Origin of the sequence: Bradyrhizobium sp. AZCC 2289 (assembly GCF_036924615.1) — a bacterium.
Taxonomy (GTDB): Bacteria; Pseudomonadota; Alphaproteobacteria; order Rhizobiales; family Xanthobacteraceae; genus Bradyrhizobium.
This window is the reverse complement of sequence record NZ_JAZHRY010000001.1, coordinates 673,910-689,857: the sequence shown is the minus strand read 5'-3', so window position 1 is coordinate 689,857 and position 15,948 is coordinate 673,910. Positions and strand designations below refer to the sequence as shown.

The window sequence follows — 15,948 nt, the reverse complement described above, 5'->3', positions numbered from 1 at the left end:
TGTGGATAGAGCAATTGAGGTTTTTAAAAAACCTCAAGCAACGGCGCTAACCCCATTATTTTACTTGAGAAATTATGCCGGACAGGCAATCGAATGCGAGCGGGGGTAAGGTGTTGAATCAATCTCTTCGGAGCTTGATTCAAGATCTTCAGAGGTTGAATCAGAAAGTGAAGTGAGATGTCCGGCTCGGGTACCGACAAGACAAAAACAGGCCACGACCTCAGAGGTCCCGTTGTCATTCTGGTTGAGCCGCAACTCGGCGAGAACATCGGCATGGCCGCGCGCGCGATGGGCAATTTCGCCCTGACGCGTTTAAGAATCGTCAAGCCCCGCGACGGCTGGCCGAACGTCGCAGCCCAGCGCGCGGCGGCTGGCGCCGACCACATCCTCGACCGCGCCGAACTGTTCGATACAGTCGAGCAGGCGGTCGCCGATCTGACCCTGCTGTTCGCCACCACCGCCCGCGCCCACGACCAGGCCAAGCCGGTGGTGGCGCCGGAAGCCGCGGCCCGCGAAATCGTGGCGCATGCCGCTGATGGCGGCGGGGTCGGCATCATGTTCGGCCGCGAGCGCTACGGCCTGCAGAACGAGGAGGTCGCGCTCGCCAACCGCATCATCACCTTTCCGGTCAATCCCGGCTTTGCCTCGCTCAACCTGTCGCAGGCGGTGCTCCTGATCGGCTATGAGTGGTTCAAGCTGTCGACCTCAGGCGCGCTGCCGTTTTCGATGCCCGAACGGTCCGAGCCGGCCTCGCAGCACCAGATGCAGGCCTTCTTCGACAATCTGGTCCGCGAGCTCGACAAGGTCGAGTTTTTGCGGCCGGCCGAGAAGCGCGAGACCATGCTGGTGAACTTGCGCAACATCTTCACCCGGATGGACCCGACCAAGCAGGACATGCACACGCTGCACGGCGTGGTGATGGCGATCGCGGAGGGGCGCAAGGGCCCGGCCAAGGGCGGCGTGCTCGACGGCGAACAGGCGACCAGGCTGCGCGCGCTATTGGCCGAGCACGGGCAGGGGGGTGTGCCTGCCGACAGCAGCAGCACGGTGCGGGGGCTGGCGCGGCTGCTGCGGCGAAACCCGACCGACGCCGAGCGCATCCTGTGGCAGGCGCTGACCCGCGACCGCCGCTTCGCCGGACAGTTCAAGCGCCAGACACCGGTCGGCCGCCACATCCCCGACTTCGTCTCCTTCGTGCACCGGATCGCGATCGAGCTCGAAAACCCCGATGAGTCCGAAGCGATCGTGAGCGACCGCGCCGCCCGGCAGGCCTGGCTGGAGGCGCGCGACTACCGCGTGGTCCGGATGCGCGTCGCCGACGTCGAGCGCGATCTGGCGGGCGAACTGGAACGGCTTGAAGCGAGCTTGCTCGAACAGCGCTGAATTCCGGCCCCAAAAGACCTTCGCTATCGCAGCAATCCGATTATGTCGGGCGGATCAGGGAATGTTCACGGCCGGCATGAACTGGGCTACTTGCGGGTTTGAGACGGGAATCGAAACCAGCAGCGCGACCCCGCCCAACAGCACCAGCGCGCAATAAAACGCCATTACGGCTCGACGCCAGCTGCGACAAGTCGCCTTCTCCTCGGGTGTCAGTGTCTTGAAGTCGGCGGGATCCAGTCCGGAAATGCTGGTGTACGCGGAATCCTGACGATAACTGTCCATGACAATCTCCTCAAAATCCGGGTGAGATCAGTCACCCCCTTGAAATCAGTTGCGTTCGAACAAGGCTCCGCTCCGAACCCGGAGCCGTAATTGCACCACGCGCGTTTTCCACCCCACGATTTGATTTTCTGAGGTTTTCGGCCTTGGCGCCTGGCAATGCCGACCGTTATTTGATCAAGATGCTTCAATTGGTCGAACGCCGCTGTGAAACGCTTCGCATTCGGCGATCACTTGTTGTTGAGTTTTCGTGAGCGGCGGATCGAGGGGAGACGGTGGGCACGGCGCAAACAGCGCCTCTTGCCTATCCTGCGATAGCCGGCGCGTGGCTCACACCGCGACCAGCTGCACGGTGGCGCCGCTCGCCCGCTTCGGCTTCTTCACCTTGGAAGGCCCGAACAGATTGCCGGCCGCGATCGCTGCCGTATCGGCGACGCCGGGGTCGCGCGACACCATGGCAGCGACGATGGCGCCGTCGATCAGCAGCGCGAGCTGATGGGCGAGACTTTCCGGCTCGACCGCGCCCATTTCACCGGCGAGCTTTTCGATGTGCGCCAGCACCACCTTCTTGTGGCGCAGCGCGATGGCGCGAAACTGCTTTGCATCCTTGTCGTGCTCGCCGACCGCGTTGATGAACGGGCAGCCGTAGAAACGCTCTTCGCCGAACCAGCGCTTCAGGGCCGGAAAGATCCGCGTCAGCTTGGTCTGCGGATCGCCGCCGCCGGCCTCGATGGCGCCGATGAACCATTCGCGCCATTGCCTGCCTTCGCTCTCCAGCACCGCATGCACGAGATTGGTCTTGGAACCGAACAGTTTGTAGAGCGTGGTCTTCGCCGTGCCGGCCTCGTCGATGATCGCGTCGATGCCGGTGGCGTTGATGCCGTTCTTGCAGAACAGGTGCGTCGCCGCATTGAGCAGGCGCCCGCGCGCAGACTCCTCATCGCCTGCGGCAGAGACCGCTGCGACGGATTTTTTCTTCGAAGCTGATTTGCCCATGCACGGCAGTTAATCGGACCGCGGCAAAATCATCAAGTCGCATCTTTTGTGCGCTCAAAATAATCGCAAGCACGCGAGCAACTGCATCGGCTTTGAGCACGACCCCGCTGATCAATCCGCAGGCAGGGCAGGCTAAGGCCCTCCAGCCCTTCGGCTTTTGATTTCGCGCCCGTCTGGCACGCTTCGTGCAGGAAACAGACCGTTCGGTATCCTACCCCCAAGGGAGACAAATAATGACCGCGGTCGCTCAAAAAACAGTGCTTACGGGCTGCCTTGCCCCCATCGACAAGAACGGGCTCGAACAGCTCATCGCCAACGGCAAGGCCAACCCACAGGTCATCAAGACCTTGAAATGCAAGACGGTGGCCGAGGGCAAGTTCCGCCACGCCAACTATATCCGCAACCTCGCGCCCTACATCGTCGATGAGCCGCCCGGACTGTTGGGCGACGACACCGCGCCCAATCCGTCGGAAGCATCGTTGGCGGCGCTCGGCTCCTGCCTCGCGGTCGGCCTGCATGCCAACGCGGTTCACCGCGGCTGGATCGTCAACAAGCTCGAGCTCCAGCTCGAGGGCGATCTCAACATCACCGCGGTGTGGGGCACCGGCGACGTCAGCGAGAAACCGGTCGGCTTCACCGACGTGCGAGTCAAGGTCGACATGGAATGCGAGGGCATCCCGCAAAGCGAGATCGACGCGCTGGTGACCCACGTCAAGAAATGGTCGCCGGTCGCCAACACCTTCACGCGCCCGGTCAATCTCGAGGTCAGCGCTTAAACAGCCACCACCAGGAGGGGCGGAGGGTCACATGGGTTCATTGGCTGCATCTCGGCTGACTGTTGAGGACGACCTGCCATCGGCATCGATCGCCGATCAGGTCGCCATCATCGCCCGCAAAAACCTCGCACCCCAGGCGGCGGCGATCGACGAGGGGACCGTCTATCCCGACGAATTGCTCCGGCGTCTCGGCGATGTCGGCGCCTGGGGCAGCCATCAACCCAAAAATGGCGCCAAGAATGGCGCGGCGGACTTGCGCTGCGCCATTCAATCGATCTCGGCGCTCGGCGAGGTCTGCGGCGCCACCGCCTTCATGGCGTGGTGCCAGAACACGCTGGTCTGGTACGCGGCCAATTCTGACAATTCAAAACTACTCGCCAGGTTTGGCGACAAGTTCGCGACGGGGCAAATTCTCGGCGGCACCGGCCTTTCCAACCCGATGAAAAGCTTCTTCGGCATCGAGAAGCTGAAATTGAAGGGTCGCAAGGTCGAGGGCGGCTATATCGTTCGGGGCGCGCTGCCCTGGGTGTCGAACCTCGGTCCCGACCACTTCTTTGGAACGATTTTCGAGCGCGAGGACGAGCCCGGCGGCACCGTGATGTTCCTCGCCGATTGTTCCGATCCGGCGATCACCTTGCAGCCCTGCAAGCCGTTCCTCGCCATGGATGGCACCGGCACCTATGGCGTCCAGTTCCGCGACGTCTTCGTATCGGACGATCTGATCCTGGCCGCGCCGGCCGGACCGTTCGTCAAGAAAATCCGCGCAGGTTTTATTTTGCTGCAGGCCGGAATGGCGCTTGGCCTGATCAAGGATTGCATCGCCATCATGGACGAGGTCGCAGCACCCCTTGGCCACGTCAACCGCTATCTGCCGCAGCAACCGGTTCAATTCCGCGAGCTGTACGCCGAATTCGAGAAGGAGGGGATGGCGCTGGCAAGCGATCCCTACAATTCGGACGACAGCTACTGGCGCCGTGTCGTCGCGCTTCGCCTGCGCATGGGAGATGCCGCGGTCGCGGCCGCGCATGCCGCGATGCTCCATTGCGGTGCGCGCGGTTACCTCAAGAGCCATCGCGCCCAGCGCAGGCTTCGCGAAGCCTATTTCGTCGCCATCGTCACCCCTGCCACCAAGCAGCTTCGCAAAATGCTGGCGGGAGATTGAGCCAAAAAACCAGCAACGAAGAATTTCTGTTCGACCCTGACTGCAACCACAAACAGGAGAGGCCTGCCATGACGGACGTTCTGATTACTGCCGGCGAACTCGCCGATCTCATCAAGAAAGAACCGTGTGTCATCATCGACACAAGGAATCCGGATGCCTATGCTGCGGGACACCTGCCCAATGCCGTCAACGTGCATGAAATCTTCACGTTTCTCGCAACGTCGACGCCGGAAGGCATGCAGGAGCTGAAGACCAAGTTCGCCGACGCCTTCGGCGGCGCCGGCCTCTCCGGCAAGGAGACCGCGGTCATCTACGAACAGTCGATGAACTCCGGCTTCGGCCAGTCCTGCCGCGGCTATTACCTGCTGACCATGCTCGGCTATCCCAAAATCAAGGTGCTGCATGGCGGCTACGACGCCTGGGCGGCCGCGGGGTTGCCGACGACCAAGGACGTGCCGTCGCCGGTGAAGGCGTCGTTCTCGATCATTCCCGAGGCCGGCGACATCCTGATCGACGCCAAGACGATGTTGGCGGCGCTCGACAAGCCCGGCATCGCGCTGCTCGACGTGCGCGATGTCGACGAGTGGATTGGCGAAAGCTCGTCTCCTTATGGGAAGGATTTCTGCCCGCGCAAGGGACGCATCCCCGGCGCTGTCTGGCTGGAATGGTACCGCATGATGAAGCCGACCGCCGAAGGGCCGCGCTTCAAGTCCAAGGACGAGATTCTGGCGGAGTGCGCCACCGTCGGCATCTCCGAGAATACGCCGGTCTATCTCTACTGCTTCAAGGGCGCGCGGGCGTCGAACACCTTCCTCGCGCTCAAGAATGCCGGCGTGAAGGATGTCCGGATGTATTTCGGCTCCTGGAACGAATGGTCGCGCGATCCCTCGCTGCCGATCGACGAAGGTCTGCCGACGGCTGCCCGGATAACAGGCAAAGCGGCATAAAAAGTGCATGCTTCTCACTGCCCGGCCATTTGGCTGGGCAGTGACTGAATTTTCCCGACCGCGGTGGAGTGGGACCTCCGCCGCGGCCGGTGTGACAAAGGGGCGCAGCATGTCCACATTCGATGATCCCTTCGATGCCGATCGCGCGCTCAGCCGATCCGGCTGCGTGTGCGGCCAGCATCGCTCCGCGGCCGAGCACGGGCATGCGACGCCGGCGTTGCGCTGCGAGCCGGTCGAAAGCGAGCAGAAGCGTTACGAGGGCGTGGTGGCGTCTGCCGTGGTGCGGGCGATGTTTCCAAAGGACGCCGCGCGGCGGGCGTTCCTGAAATCGGTCGGCGCCGCGACCGCGCTTGCCGCGATCTCGCAATTCTTCCCGCTCAAGACCGCGACCGAGGCGTTTGCGGAAGCGGGTACGCCGGAGAAGAAGGACCTCAAGGTCGGCTTCATCCCGATCACCTGCGCGACGCCGATCATCATGGCTGCACCCCTGGGGTTTTATGCCAAATACGGTCTCAACGTCGAAGTCGTGAAGACCGCCGGCTGGGCTGTGATCCGCGACAAGACCATCAACAAGGAATACGACGCCTCGCACATGCTGGCGCCGATGCCGATCGCGATCTCTTTAGGCCTTGGCGCGACCGCGATCCCGTTTGCGGTGCCGGCGATCGAGAACATCAACGGGCAGGGCATTGTGCTCGCCATGAAGCACAAGGACAAGCGCGACCCCAGGGATTGGAAGGGCATGAAGTTCGCCATTCCCTTCGACTATTCCATGCACAATTATTTGCTGCGCTATTACCTCGCCGAGCACGGCCTCGATCCCGACACCGATGTGCAACTGCGCTCGGTGCCGCCGCCGGAAATGGTCGCCAATCTGCGCGCCGACAACATCGACGGCTTCCTCGCGCCCGACAATATCTGCCAGCGCGCGATCTTTGACGGCGTCGGCTTCATGCACCTGCTGTCCAAGGAGATCTGGGACGGGCATCCCTGCTGCAGCTTTGCCGCCAGCCGCGAATTCATCACGACGTCGCCGAACAGTTTTGCGGCGCTGACGCGGGCGATCGTCGATGCCACCGCCTATGCGTCCAAGGCCGAGAATCGCAAGCAGATCGCGGAGGCGATCGCGCCGGCGAATTACATCAACGCGCCGGTGACCGTGCTGGAACAGGTACTGACAGGCACCTATGCCGACGGTCTCGGCGGCGTCAAAACCGACGCCAAGCGCGTCGATTTCGATCCGTTCCCCTGGCAATCCTTTGCGGTGTGGATGCTGACCCAGATGAAGCGCTGGGGCCAGATCAAGTGGCGATGTCGATTACAAGGCGGTGGCCGAGCAGGTCTATCTTGCAACCGACACCAGGAAGGTGATGGCCGAGATGGGGCTAACGACGCCACAGGCCTCGTACAAGTCGTTCTCAGTGATGGGCAAGACGTTCGATCCGGCGGCGCCTGACGATTATCTCGCGAGTTTCAAGATCAGGAAGGCATCGTGAGGGCGGGGGCGCCACTACATTTGCCGCTGTCGTCCCGGCGAACGCCGGGACCCCAGCGCGAGCGCAAATTGCGCTCGTCGCGGCGCCGTGTCACCTCTTTCAGGCATGATGTCAGAGGCCTTCCTTCACTACTAGCGCCGCGGAGTATGGGTCCCGGCGTTCGCCGGGACGACATGCTGAGAGACTGTCCCCAATGACCTTCTCGCTCCGCTTCCGCGCCGCGATCGTGTCGATCGCGCTGTTCGTTGCCTTCATGGGCATCTGGCACATCGCCACGCGCGGCACCGCCGCCGTCGCCACCATGACGCCGGAATATGCCAAGCTGATGGGGCTGACCGCGACGCAGGGCAAATCGGCGATGCCGGGACCATTGGATGTCGGCGCGAAATTGTGGGAACACCTCAAGCGGCCGTTTTATGATAACGGCCCGAACGACAAGGGCCTCGGCATCCAGCTCGGCTATTCCATCGCCCGCGTGGGGTTAGGCTATTTCCTCGCTGTCATTGTCGCGATCCCGCTCGGGTTCCTGATCGGGATGTCGCCCTTGATCAACAAGGCGCTCGACCCCTTCATTCAGGTGCTGAAGCCGATCTCGCCGCTGGCCTGGATGCCGCTGGCGCTCTACACCATCAAGGATTCCTCGATCTCCGCGATTTTTGTGATCTTCATCTGCTCGGTGTGGCCGATGCTGCTCAATACGGCCTTCGGCGTCGCCGCTGTGCGCAAGGAATGGATCAACGTCGCGCGCACGCTGGAAGTCGGAACCGTCAGGCGCGCTTTCACCGTGATCCTGCCGGCGGCGGCGCCGACCATTTTGACGGGCATGCGGATCTCGATCGGCATCGCCTGGCTCGTGATCGTCGCGGCCGAAATGCTGGTCGGTGGCACCGGTATCGGCTACTTCGTCTGGAACGAGTGGAACAATCTCTCGATCACCAATGTCATCATCGCGATTTTGCTGATCGGGATCGTCGGCATGCTGCTCGACCAGATTCTGGCGCGGTTCACCCGCATGGTCACGTTTCCGGAATGAGCGCGATGGCCGACAAGTTCATTTCCATCGAGGGTATCGCGCGGCGCTACCCGGGCGCCAGCGGCGGCTCGACCGCCGTGTTCGAAAATATCTGGCTGTCGATGGCGCGCGGCGAATTCGGCTGCGTGATCGGCCATTCCGGCTGCGGCAAGACCACGGTGCTGAATATCCTGGCCGGTCTCGACCAGCCGAGCGAGGGCACGGTGATCGTGGACGGGCAGGCGATCGAGGGCACCAGCCTCGACCGCGCGGTGATTTTCCAGAGCCACGCGCTGTTGCCGTGGCGCACCGTGCTCGGCAACGTCGCCTATGCCGTGACCTCGAAATGGAGGAACTGGGACCGCGCGAAGGTGAAGGCGCATGCGCAGACCTTCATCGATCTCGTGGGGCTCACCGGCTCCGAGCACAAGCGCCCATCGGAACTATCGGGCGGCATGAAGCAGCGCGTCGGCATCGCGCGCGCGCTCTCGATCACGCCAAAGATCATGCTGATGGACGAGCCGTTCTCGGCGCTGGACGCGCTGACGCGAGGAACGCTGCAGGATGAAGTTCGCCGCATTTGTCTTACGACCGGGCAGACCGCGTTCATGATTACTCACGACGTCGATGAGGCGATTTATCTCGCCGACAAGATTTTCCTGATGACCAACGGTCCAGGTGCCGTGCTGGCGGAGATCGTGGAAAACCCGCTGCCGAAGGATCGCGGCCGCATCGATCTGCACCGCCACCCCTATTACTACGCGCTGCGAAACCATATCGTCGATTTCCTGGTCAGCCGCAGCAAGACCTTTGCTGCGGAGACGCTCGGCCACGATCCGCGCAACGTGCCATTGGTTCGGATCGGCAAACCCGAACTGGTCATTGCATCGGTATCCGAAGAATCAAAACAGGCGTCATGGCCGGGCTTGTCCCGGCCATCCACGTCTTCTTAAACTCGCAAGGAAAAAGACGTGGATGCCCGGGACAAGCCCGGGCATGACGATTGAAGGGAGACCCACATGAAACGAGAAGACCTCACCGAAAAGCTGCTCGACATCAAGCGCGAGAAGGGCTGGAGCTGGAAATACATCTGCGAAAAAATCGGCGGCTATTCCGAAGTGCTGATCGTCGGCGCGATCCTCGGCCAAATGAAATTGACAAAACCGCAAGCGGCGAATGCGGCGGAACTGTTCGGGCTCTCGCAGTCCGAGACCACCATGCTCAACGAGACCCCGATGCGCGGCATGCCGATGCCGCCGACCGATCCCCTGATCTATCGCTTCTACGAACTGGTGATGGTCAACGGCCCGGCATGGAAGGCGCTAATCGAGGAAGAATACGGCGACGGCATCATGTCGGCGATCGATTTCGACATGGTGATGGAGCGCGTCGCCAACCCCAAGGGCGACCGCGTCAAGATCACGATGTCCGGAAAATTCCTGCCGTACAAATATTACGGTGCCAGCGGCAATGTGCCGGAATACGGGTTTAAGGAGGGGTGACTTTGTCCTCGCGTAGCGAGGGCAAAGTCATTCCGGACGGCGCAAAGCGGCGATCTCAGATGCGCAATTGCGCATCGGGGAATCTCGAGATTCCGGGTCTGGTCCTGCGGACCATCCCGGAATGACGCCGCGCGTCACGTCCCCGCCTTTACCTGGGCGATCGCCTGCGCCATCAGCTCGATCATCTTGGTGCCGAGCTCCGATTCCGTGATGGCCTCGCCCTTGGCGGCGAGGTCCTTCGTCACCTTGTGGACCACGTCGCGGTCGCCGGCCTCGAAATCGGCCGCAACCACCTCCTTGGCGTAGGCGGTCGCCGCGTCTCCCGTCAGCCCGAGCTTCCCGGCCACCCACAGTCCCAGCAGCCTGTTGCGGCGTGCCTGAGCCTTGAACTTCAGTTCCTCGTCCACGGCGAATTGCTTCTCGAAACCTTCCTCGCGCTTGTCGAAAGTGGTCATTTTTGCGGTTCCAATCCCCGGTCGAATGGTAAACGCGGTCCGCGTTGCGGCAGGCTGCTTGGATACCTACATAAAGGCGGCGAATCGGCAAAACAACGGGCCGTTAGGCCGCAGGGCAAACGGTATAAGTTGGGCCCAATCGGGCCGGGTCGATTGTGCTGGATGGGCCAATCGGATAGGTTGGCATCAAGCTCGGTTCTTGTTCTGTTTCTTGTTCCCGGGCCTTCACGGCAGCTCCGTCGTGGGTCGCAAACCTTGTCATCCGGAGCACACCAAATTCATGGATTTCAACAAAACACGGTACATCCCAATGAGCCGTCGACGCCGCATTTATGAAGGCAAGGCAAAGGTCCTGTATGAAGGTCCGGAGCCGGGAACCCTGATCCAGCACTTCAAGGACGATGCGACCGCGTTCAATGCCAAGAAACACCAGATTATTGAGGGCAAGGGCGTCCTCAATAACCGGATTTCGGAGTACCTGTTTCAGCACCTCAACGACATCGGGGTGCCGACCCATTTCATCCGCCGCCTCAACATGCGCGAGCAGCTGATTCGCGAGGTCGAGATCGTGCCGCTGGAGGTGGTGGTGCGGAACGTGGCGGCGGGATCGTTGTCGCAGCGCCTCGGCATCGAGGAAGGCACCCAATTGCCGCGCTCGATCATCGAGTTCTATTACAAGAACGACCAGCTCAACGATCCCATGGTGTCGGAAGAGCACATCACCGCGTTCGGCTGGGCGACGCCGCAGGAAATCGACGACATCATGGCACTCGCCATCCGCGTCAACGACTTCCTGACCGGGCTGTTTCTGGGCATCGGTATCCGCCTGGTCGATTTCAAGATGGAATGCGGCCGGCTGTTCGAGAACGAGATGATGCGCATCATCGTCGCCGACGAGATATCGCCGGACTCCTGCCGGCTGTGGGACATCAAGTCGAACGAAAAACTCGACAAGGACCGCTTCCGCAGGGATCTCGGCGGCCTGCTGGAAGCCTATACCGAAGTGGCAAAACGGCTGGGCATCCTGATGGAGAACGAGCGGCCGGCCGGCTCCGGTCCGGTGCTGGTGAAGAGCTGATTGTTAGCCGTCATCCTGATGTGCTCGCCGGTTTCGGCGAGCCTCGAAGGATGAAGACATACGAGGTCGCCCTTCGAGGCTCGGGCTTCGCCCGTGCACCTCCAGCGATAACGGCGAAGCCGTTATGCATGGGTGACGTTCTGGATACTGGGTCACGAAGATGAAAGCACGCGTTACCGTCACGCTGAAATCCGGCATTCTCGATCCGCAGGGCAAGGCCATCGAAGGCGCTCTGAAATCGCTCGGCGTCGATGGCGTCGCGAGCGTGCGCCAGGGCAAGGTGTTCGACATCGAACTGTCGGGCTCCGACAAGGCCAAGGCGGAGGCGGCGCTGAAAGCCGCCGCCGACAAGCTGCTGGCGAATACCGTGATCGAGAATTACCGGGTCGAGGTTCTGAGCTGACCATGATTGTGGGCGTCGCGGTCAGCCGCGCGCTCACAGCCATCCGACGCGGCGGAATCGCCAGTACAACCCGACGCAGGCGACCAGCATCAGTCCCATGACGATGAAATAGCCGTACTCTAGCTGGAGTTCGGGAATGTACTTGAAATTCATCCCGTAGATTCCGGCAACCGCGGTCGGAACTGCGATGATGGCGAGCCACGACGCCAGCTTCTTGGAGACCGCGGTCTCCTGGGCCTGGCCGAGCAGAAGGCTCGCCTCGAACGCGAACGCCAGCACTTCGCGCATTGAATCGATGCGCTCCTGGATGTTCCTGACGTGGTCGGTGACGTCGCGAAACAGCGTCTGCATGTTCGAACGCACCATCGGCAGATTGTCGTGTTCGAGCCGGCGGCAAACCTCCACCAACGGTCCGACCGCGTTACGGAGCCGCAACAGATCGCGGCGCAGCATGTAGAGCCGTTCGATGTGCGCCCGCGTGATGGTATTGGCCAGCACGTAATCCTCGATCTCCTCGACCTCCTCGTGGATCGTTTCCAGCACCGGGGAATAATTGTCGACGATGAAATCGAGGATCGCGTAGAGGATATAATCCTCGCCTCGCGCCAGCGCGCGGGGACAGCTCTCGCAGCGTTCGCGCACCGCCGCATATGACGTCGATGCGCCGTGGCGCACCGAGACCAGATAGCCTTCGCCGACGAACAGATGCGTTTCGCCGAACGCGATCCTGCCGTCGATCAGTTGCGCCGTCCGCGCCACGATGAACAGGCCTTCGCCGTACTGTTCGATTTTAGGCCGCTGATGGGCATTATTGGCGTCTTCGATGGCGAGGTCGTGCAGGTCGAACTGTTTCTGCACGCTGGTCAACAGCGCCAGATCCGGCTCGTAGAGCCCGATCCAGACCACATGACCGGGCTTGCTGCGCCAGCTCGACGCCTCATCGATGGCAATATTGGCAACGCGCCGGCCGTCAACGTAAACGCCGGCGGCGACTACGCCTTCGGAGGCGATCGGATCGGTTGCGGGGGTCGTCAGCGGCACAACATTCATGGTTTCAATCCCCGGATGTTGTTGAGCCATGCTCCGACAGAGAGCATTTCAGCAAGGCTAGCACTGGAAAAACCCCCGTCAATTGGTTATCTCTGGCCATCGGCCGTCAGCCGCCGATTCCCGTTTTCCAGTCGGAACCGCCATGAAATCCGCCGTCCTCGTCTTTCCCGGAATCAATCGCGAGCGCGACATGGCGCGCGCGCTCAAGCTGGCATCGGGCCATGAGACCGCGATGGTCTGGCATGCCGAGACCGCGCTGCCGAAGGGCACCGATCTCGTCGTCGTACCCGGCGGCTTCTCCTATGGCGATTATCTGCGCTGCGGCGCCATTGCCGCGCGCGCGCCCGTGATGGACGCGGTGCGTACGTTTGCGGCCGGCGGCGGCCTCGTGCTCGGCGTCTGCAACGGGTTCCAGATCCTCTGTGAAGCCGGGCTTCTGCCCGGCGTGCTGATGCGCAATGCACGGCTGAAATTCATCTGCCAGGATGTTCACTTGAGGGTCGAACGCTCGGACACGCCGTTCACCCGCGGCTACAATGCCGGACAGGTGATCCGCGTGCCGGTGGCGCATGGCGAAGGCAATTACGAGGCGGACGAAGAGACGATCAAGCGGCTCGAAGGCGAGGGGCGGGTGCTCTATCGCTATTGCTCGGCCGATGGCGTCGTCGACGAGACCTCCAACATCAACGGCGCGGCGGATTCGATCGCGGGCATTGTCAACGAGCGCGGCAATGTGCTCGGCATGATGCCGCATCCGGAAAACCACGTCGAAGACATCATGGGCTGCACCGACGGCCGCGGCCTGTTTGCAGGCCTGGTGGCGCATCTGGAAGCCGCGGCGTGAAGCTTTCAGCGACGACGCTGCTCGCGGCGGTCGCCGCGTTATCGGTCGCGGCTGCTCACGCCGAGGACTATCCAAAACATCCCATCACCATGATCGTGCCGTTCGCGGCCGGCGGCACCTCGGACGTAATCGCACGCGCCGTCGCCGAGGAGATGGGCCAGTCGCTGGGCCAGCCGATCGTGATCGAGAATGTCGCCGGCGCTGGCGGATCGACCGCGCTGGCGCGGGCGGCGCGCGCGGAGCCCGACGGCTACACTATTGCGATCGGCAATGCCGGTACCAGTGCCGCGACCTACACGATCTATCCAAAACTGCCGTTCACACCGGAATCCTTCGCGCCGATTGCCATGGTGGCGAAGACCTTTGGCATCGTCGCGCTGCGCAAGGATTTTCCCGCCAAGGAGCTGAAGGACTTCATCGCGTACGCGAAAAGCAATCCTGGCAAGATCAATCTCGGCCATGCCGGCATCGGCTCGTCCAACTTTTTGATCTGTAAGAGCTTCGTCCAGGCCGCGGGCATCGATGTGACTCTGGTGGGCTATCGCGGCGCGGCGCCTGCGCTGACGGATGCGATCGGCGGCCAGATCGACGGCGTCTGCGACGCGGCGGCGTCAGTGTCGCAGGCGATCGACGACAAGCTCGTCCGGGGCCTGGTGGTCGGCTCGAATGTGCGGCTCGCAACGCTGCCGGCTCTGCCGACCTCGGCGGAGGCAGGCCTTCCCGAATTCGAGGCGCAGGGCTGGAACGGCCTGTTCGCGCCGAAAGGCACGCCGCCCGAGATCATCGCGAAGCTGAACGCGGCAGCGCGGACCGCGGTGGAAAGCGACGCGGTCAGGAAGCGCTTTGCCGATTTGTCGACGGTCGCGCCTGATGCCAGCGAGCATGCGCCCGAAGTGCTCGGGCAATTGGTGACGCGCGACGTCGAGAAATACCGCAAACTGCTGGCGGACCAGAAGTAGCGGTTCGGGCTTTCTGGCTTGGCCGGTGTCTCACACCGTGCGGTTTCGATTGATCCATCGTCTCAAACCGTCTTTCGGCATGGTCATGGCGGCGACGCCGGCCATCACCAGCAGCAGGCCGAGCGCGAGGTTGGACGGCACGGTTTCGCCGAGCAACAGCACCGACAGGCCTACGCCGATTGGAATGCGCAGATAGCCCTGCGCGTTGGTGGTCAGCGTGCCGAGCCGCGTCAGGCACATGTAGAACAGCATCAGTCCGAGCGCGCTCGAGAATATCCCCATGGTGACGGTGGCGGCGAGTGCGTGCGCCGTCGGCCGCAAGGTCCAGGGATGGTCGATGATCAGCGAGGCCGGCAGCAGGATGCAGCCGCCGAACAAAAGCGAGCCCGCCGCCACCACCATCGGATCGTAGTCGCTTAGCCGCAGTCCGAAGATCGTGGCGCAGGCAAAGGAGACGGTGGCGAGCAGGACCACGATCTCGGCAAAGATATTGCTGCCGAGGCCACCCCAGCGCGTCGAGGCCGATGATCGCGGCGGTTCCGGCAAGCCCCAGGACGGCGCCGGCGAGCTTGAGCAGCGTGGCCGGTTCGTGCCGCGTGATGCCCCAGGTGATGACGAAGGCAAAGATCGGCGTCGTCGAGGCCAGCACCACGGTGATGGACGCCGGCACATATTGCTGTGCCCAGGTGATCATCAGGAACGGAATCGTCGAATTGATGGTCTGCTGGAACGCGAACAGCTTCCAGGCCTTGGCGTCGGTCGGAATCCGAATGCCGCGCGCGCAGGATGACGAGCAGGAAAATGGCTGCGATCAGCGAGCGCGCCGAGATGAAGGTGATCGGCGGGATCGAGCCGAGGCCGATCTTGGTCAGCGGATAGGTCGAGCTCCAGCAGCACGCCAGCGCCAGCAGCAGCGCATAATCACGCCAGCCGCGATGCTTCTGAGGGAGAGCCCGAATCACATCAGGTGGCAACGGGGCTGGCCACCGCCGGCGCCTTGCGCTTCACCCGCTTGATGGTGCCCGAGAACGTGAACAGCGCGCGTTCGCCGGATTTCAGCACGCCGCGCAGGAAGATCAGCGAGCCGCCGGCGCGGGTGATTTCGCCCTCGCATTCGACCAGTTCGCCTTCGCGCGCGGCATCGAGGAATTCGCAGCCAAACGACACCGTCACGCCGGGTCCCTGCAGCACCGAGGACGCCAGCGCGAACAGGCAATAATCCGCAAATGTCATGAAGCAGCCGCCATGGACGTTGCGCATGCCGTTGAGGTGCTTTTTCTCGACGCGGAATGCGCAGCGGACGCGGCCGTCTTCCTCGACCCGGTGCCAGAACGGCCCGTTGTTGGATTCGAAGCTGTCGCGGGTCCAGGTGCGCCAGCCCGCGAATTCGCCCTCGGTTTCGACGTGGAGATCGGGTCGGTTGTGGAATGCGGTTTTGGATAGCTCGTTCACGAAATATGGGCCTTTATTTGGGTGTTTGAGCCCTTAAATCCGATCCATCCGAGTTGTGCAAACCCTCATCCTGCGACCAGTGGCCCCAAAACTCTGGACAGGGCGGAAATGCGCCATAAAAGGCCTTTTCGCACCCCTTCGATCTTCCTAATAA

At 62.2% G+C, this 15,948-nt stretch carries 16 protein-coding genes and 2 pseudogenes; 12 read left to right on the top strand and 6 right to left on the bottom strand.

Translation table 11 applies throughout. The annotated features are described in order from the left end of the window. Positions 1-177: 177 nt before the first annotated feature. Complete coding sequence (locus V1289_RS03560) at positions 178-1,383, top strand: TrmJ/YjtD family RNA methyltransferase (protein WP_334395654.1); 1,206 nt, start codon at positions 178-180, stop codon at positions 1,381-1,383. Between the two features lie 54 nt (positions 1,384-1,437). Here the strand turns inward: V1289_RS03560 and V1289_RS03555 are convergent, their stop codons facing one another. Together V1289_RS03555 and V1289_RS03550 are read right to left on the bottom strand one after the other, a co-directional pair. Continuing rightward, positions 1,438-1,665, bottom strand: a complete 228-nt coding sequence (locus V1289_RS03555; protein ID WP_334395653.1) for a hypothetical protein — start codon at positions 1,663-1,665, stop codon at positions 1,438-1,440. A 327-nt stretch (positions 1,666-1,992) separates the two neighbouring features. Further along, on the bottom strand, positions 1,993-2,658 hold the full coding sequence (locus V1289_RS03550) for a TetR/AcrR family transcriptional regulator (protein WP_334395652.1): 666 nt from the start codon (positions 2,656-2,658) through the stop codon (positions 1,993-1,995). Between the two features lie 233 nt (positions 2,659-2,891). Between V1289_RS03550 and V1289_RS03545 the strand changes: the two genes are divergently transcribed. From V1289_RS03545 to cynS, 7 genes and pseudogenes are all read left to right on the top strand, one after another. After that, positions 2,892-3,434, top strand: coding sequence for an OsmC family protein (locus tag V1289_RS03545; protein WP_309178025.1), 543 nt, complete (start codon positions 2,892-2,894; stop codon positions 3,432-3,434). A gap of 31 nt (positions 3,435-3,465) precedes the next feature. After that, positions 3,466-4,596 (top strand): acyl-CoA dehydrogenase family protein, encoded by a 1,131-nt coding sequence (locus tag V1289_RS03540; protein WP_334395651.1) that lies wholly within the window; start codon positions 3,466-3,468, stop codon positions 4,594-4,596. A 68-nt stretch (positions 4,597-4,664) separates the two neighbouring features. Continuing rightward, on the top strand, positions 4,665-5,543 hold the full coding sequence (locus V1289_RS03535) for a sulfurtransferase (RefSeq protein ID WP_334395650.1): 879 nt from the start codon (positions 4,665-4,667) through the stop codon (positions 5,541-5,543). A gap of 109 nt (positions 5,544-5,652) precedes the next feature. After that, positions 5,653-7,039: pseudogene (locus V1289_RS03530) on the top strand (CmpA/NrtA family ABC transporter substrate-binding protein). 193 nt (positions 7,040-7,232) lie between these two features. Continuing rightward, positions 7,233-8,072, top strand: coding sequence for a nitrate ABC transporter permease (gene ntrB, locus V1289_RS03525; protein WP_334395649.1), 840 nt, complete (start codon positions 7,233-7,235; stop codon positions 8,070-8,072). Between the two features lie 5 nt (positions 8,073-8,077). Then, on the top strand, positions 8,078-9,004 hold the full coding sequence (locus tag V1289_RS03520; RefSeq protein ID WP_334395648.1) for an ABC transporter ATP-binding protein: 927 nt from the start codon (positions 8,078-8,080) through the stop codon (positions 9,002-9,004). Between the two features lie 66 nt (positions 9,005-9,070). After that, entirely contained in the window at positions 9,071-9,553 is a 483-nt protein-coding gene (gene cynS, locus V1289_RS03515) for a cyanase (protein WP_334395647.1), read from the top strand. A gap of 134 nt (positions 9,554-9,687) precedes the next feature. Here the strand turns inward: cynS and V1289_RS03510 are convergent, their stop codons facing one another. Then, positions 9,688-10,008: a DUF1476 domain-containing protein gene (locus V1289_RS03510; protein WP_334395646.1), complete on the bottom strand. Its 321-nt coding sequence runs from the start codon at positions 10,006-10,008 to the stop codon at positions 9,688-9,690. Between the two features lie 310 nt (positions 10,009-10,318). Here V1289_RS03510 and purC point away from each other — a divergent pair, with 310 nt between their 5' ends. Beyond that, positions 10,319-11,086, top strand: a complete 768-nt coding sequence (purC, locus tag V1289_RS03505) for a phosphoribosylaminoimidazolesuccinocarboxamide synthase (protein WP_309178017.1) — start codon at positions 10,319-10,321, stop codon at positions 11,084-11,086. A 160-nt stretch (positions 11,087-11,246) separates the two neighbouring features. Beyond that, positions 11,247-11,489, top strand: coding sequence for a phosphoribosylformylglycinamidine synthase subunit PurS (purS, locus tag V1289_RS03500; protein ID WP_074274980.1), 243 nt, complete (start codon positions 11,247-11,249; stop codon positions 11,487-11,489). A gap of 33 nt (positions 11,490-11,522) precedes the next feature. Here purS and corA read toward each other — a convergent pair whose 3' ends face one another. Continuing rightward, complete coding sequence (gene corA, locus V1289_RS03495) at positions 11,523-12,539, bottom strand: magnesium/cobalt transporter CorA (protein WP_334395645.1); 1,017 nt, start codon at positions 12,537-12,539, stop codon at positions 11,523-11,525. Between the two features lie 142 nt (positions 12,540-12,681). Here corA and purQ point away from each other — a divergent pair, with 142 nt between their 5' ends. Together purQ and V1289_RS03485 are read left to right on the top strand one after the other, a co-directional pair. Next, positions 12,682-13,383: a phosphoribosylformylglycinamidine synthase subunit PurQ gene (purQ, locus tag V1289_RS03490; RefSeq protein WP_334395644.1), complete on the top strand. Its 702-nt coding sequence runs from the start codon at positions 12,682-12,684 to the stop codon at positions 13,381-13,383. Then, positions 13,380-14,342 carry a tripartite tricarboxylate transporter substrate binding protein BugD gene (locus tag V1289_RS03485; protein WP_334395643.1) on the top strand — a complete coding sequence of 321 codons (963 nt, stop codon included), beginning with the start codon at positions 13,380-13,382 and terminating at the stop codon, positions 14,340-14,342. Before purQ ends, V1289_RS03485 begins: the two co-directional genes overlap by 4 nt. 30 nt (positions 14,343-14,372) lie before the next feature. Here V1289_RS03485 and V1289_RS03480 read toward each other — a convergent pair. Both V1289_RS03480 and V1289_RS03475 read right to left on the bottom strand, forming a co-directional pair. Beyond that, positions 14,373-15,316 (bottom strand): annotated as a pseudogene (locus V1289_RS03480) (DMT family transporter). Continuing rightward, entirely contained in the window at positions 15,306-15,794 is a 489-nt protein-coding gene (locus tag V1289_RS03475; protein WP_334395642.1) for a PaaI family thioesterase, read from the bottom strand. Before V1289_RS03475 ends, V1289_RS03480 begins: the two are co-directional and overlap by 11 nt. Positions 15,795-15,948: the final 154 nt, after the last annotated feature.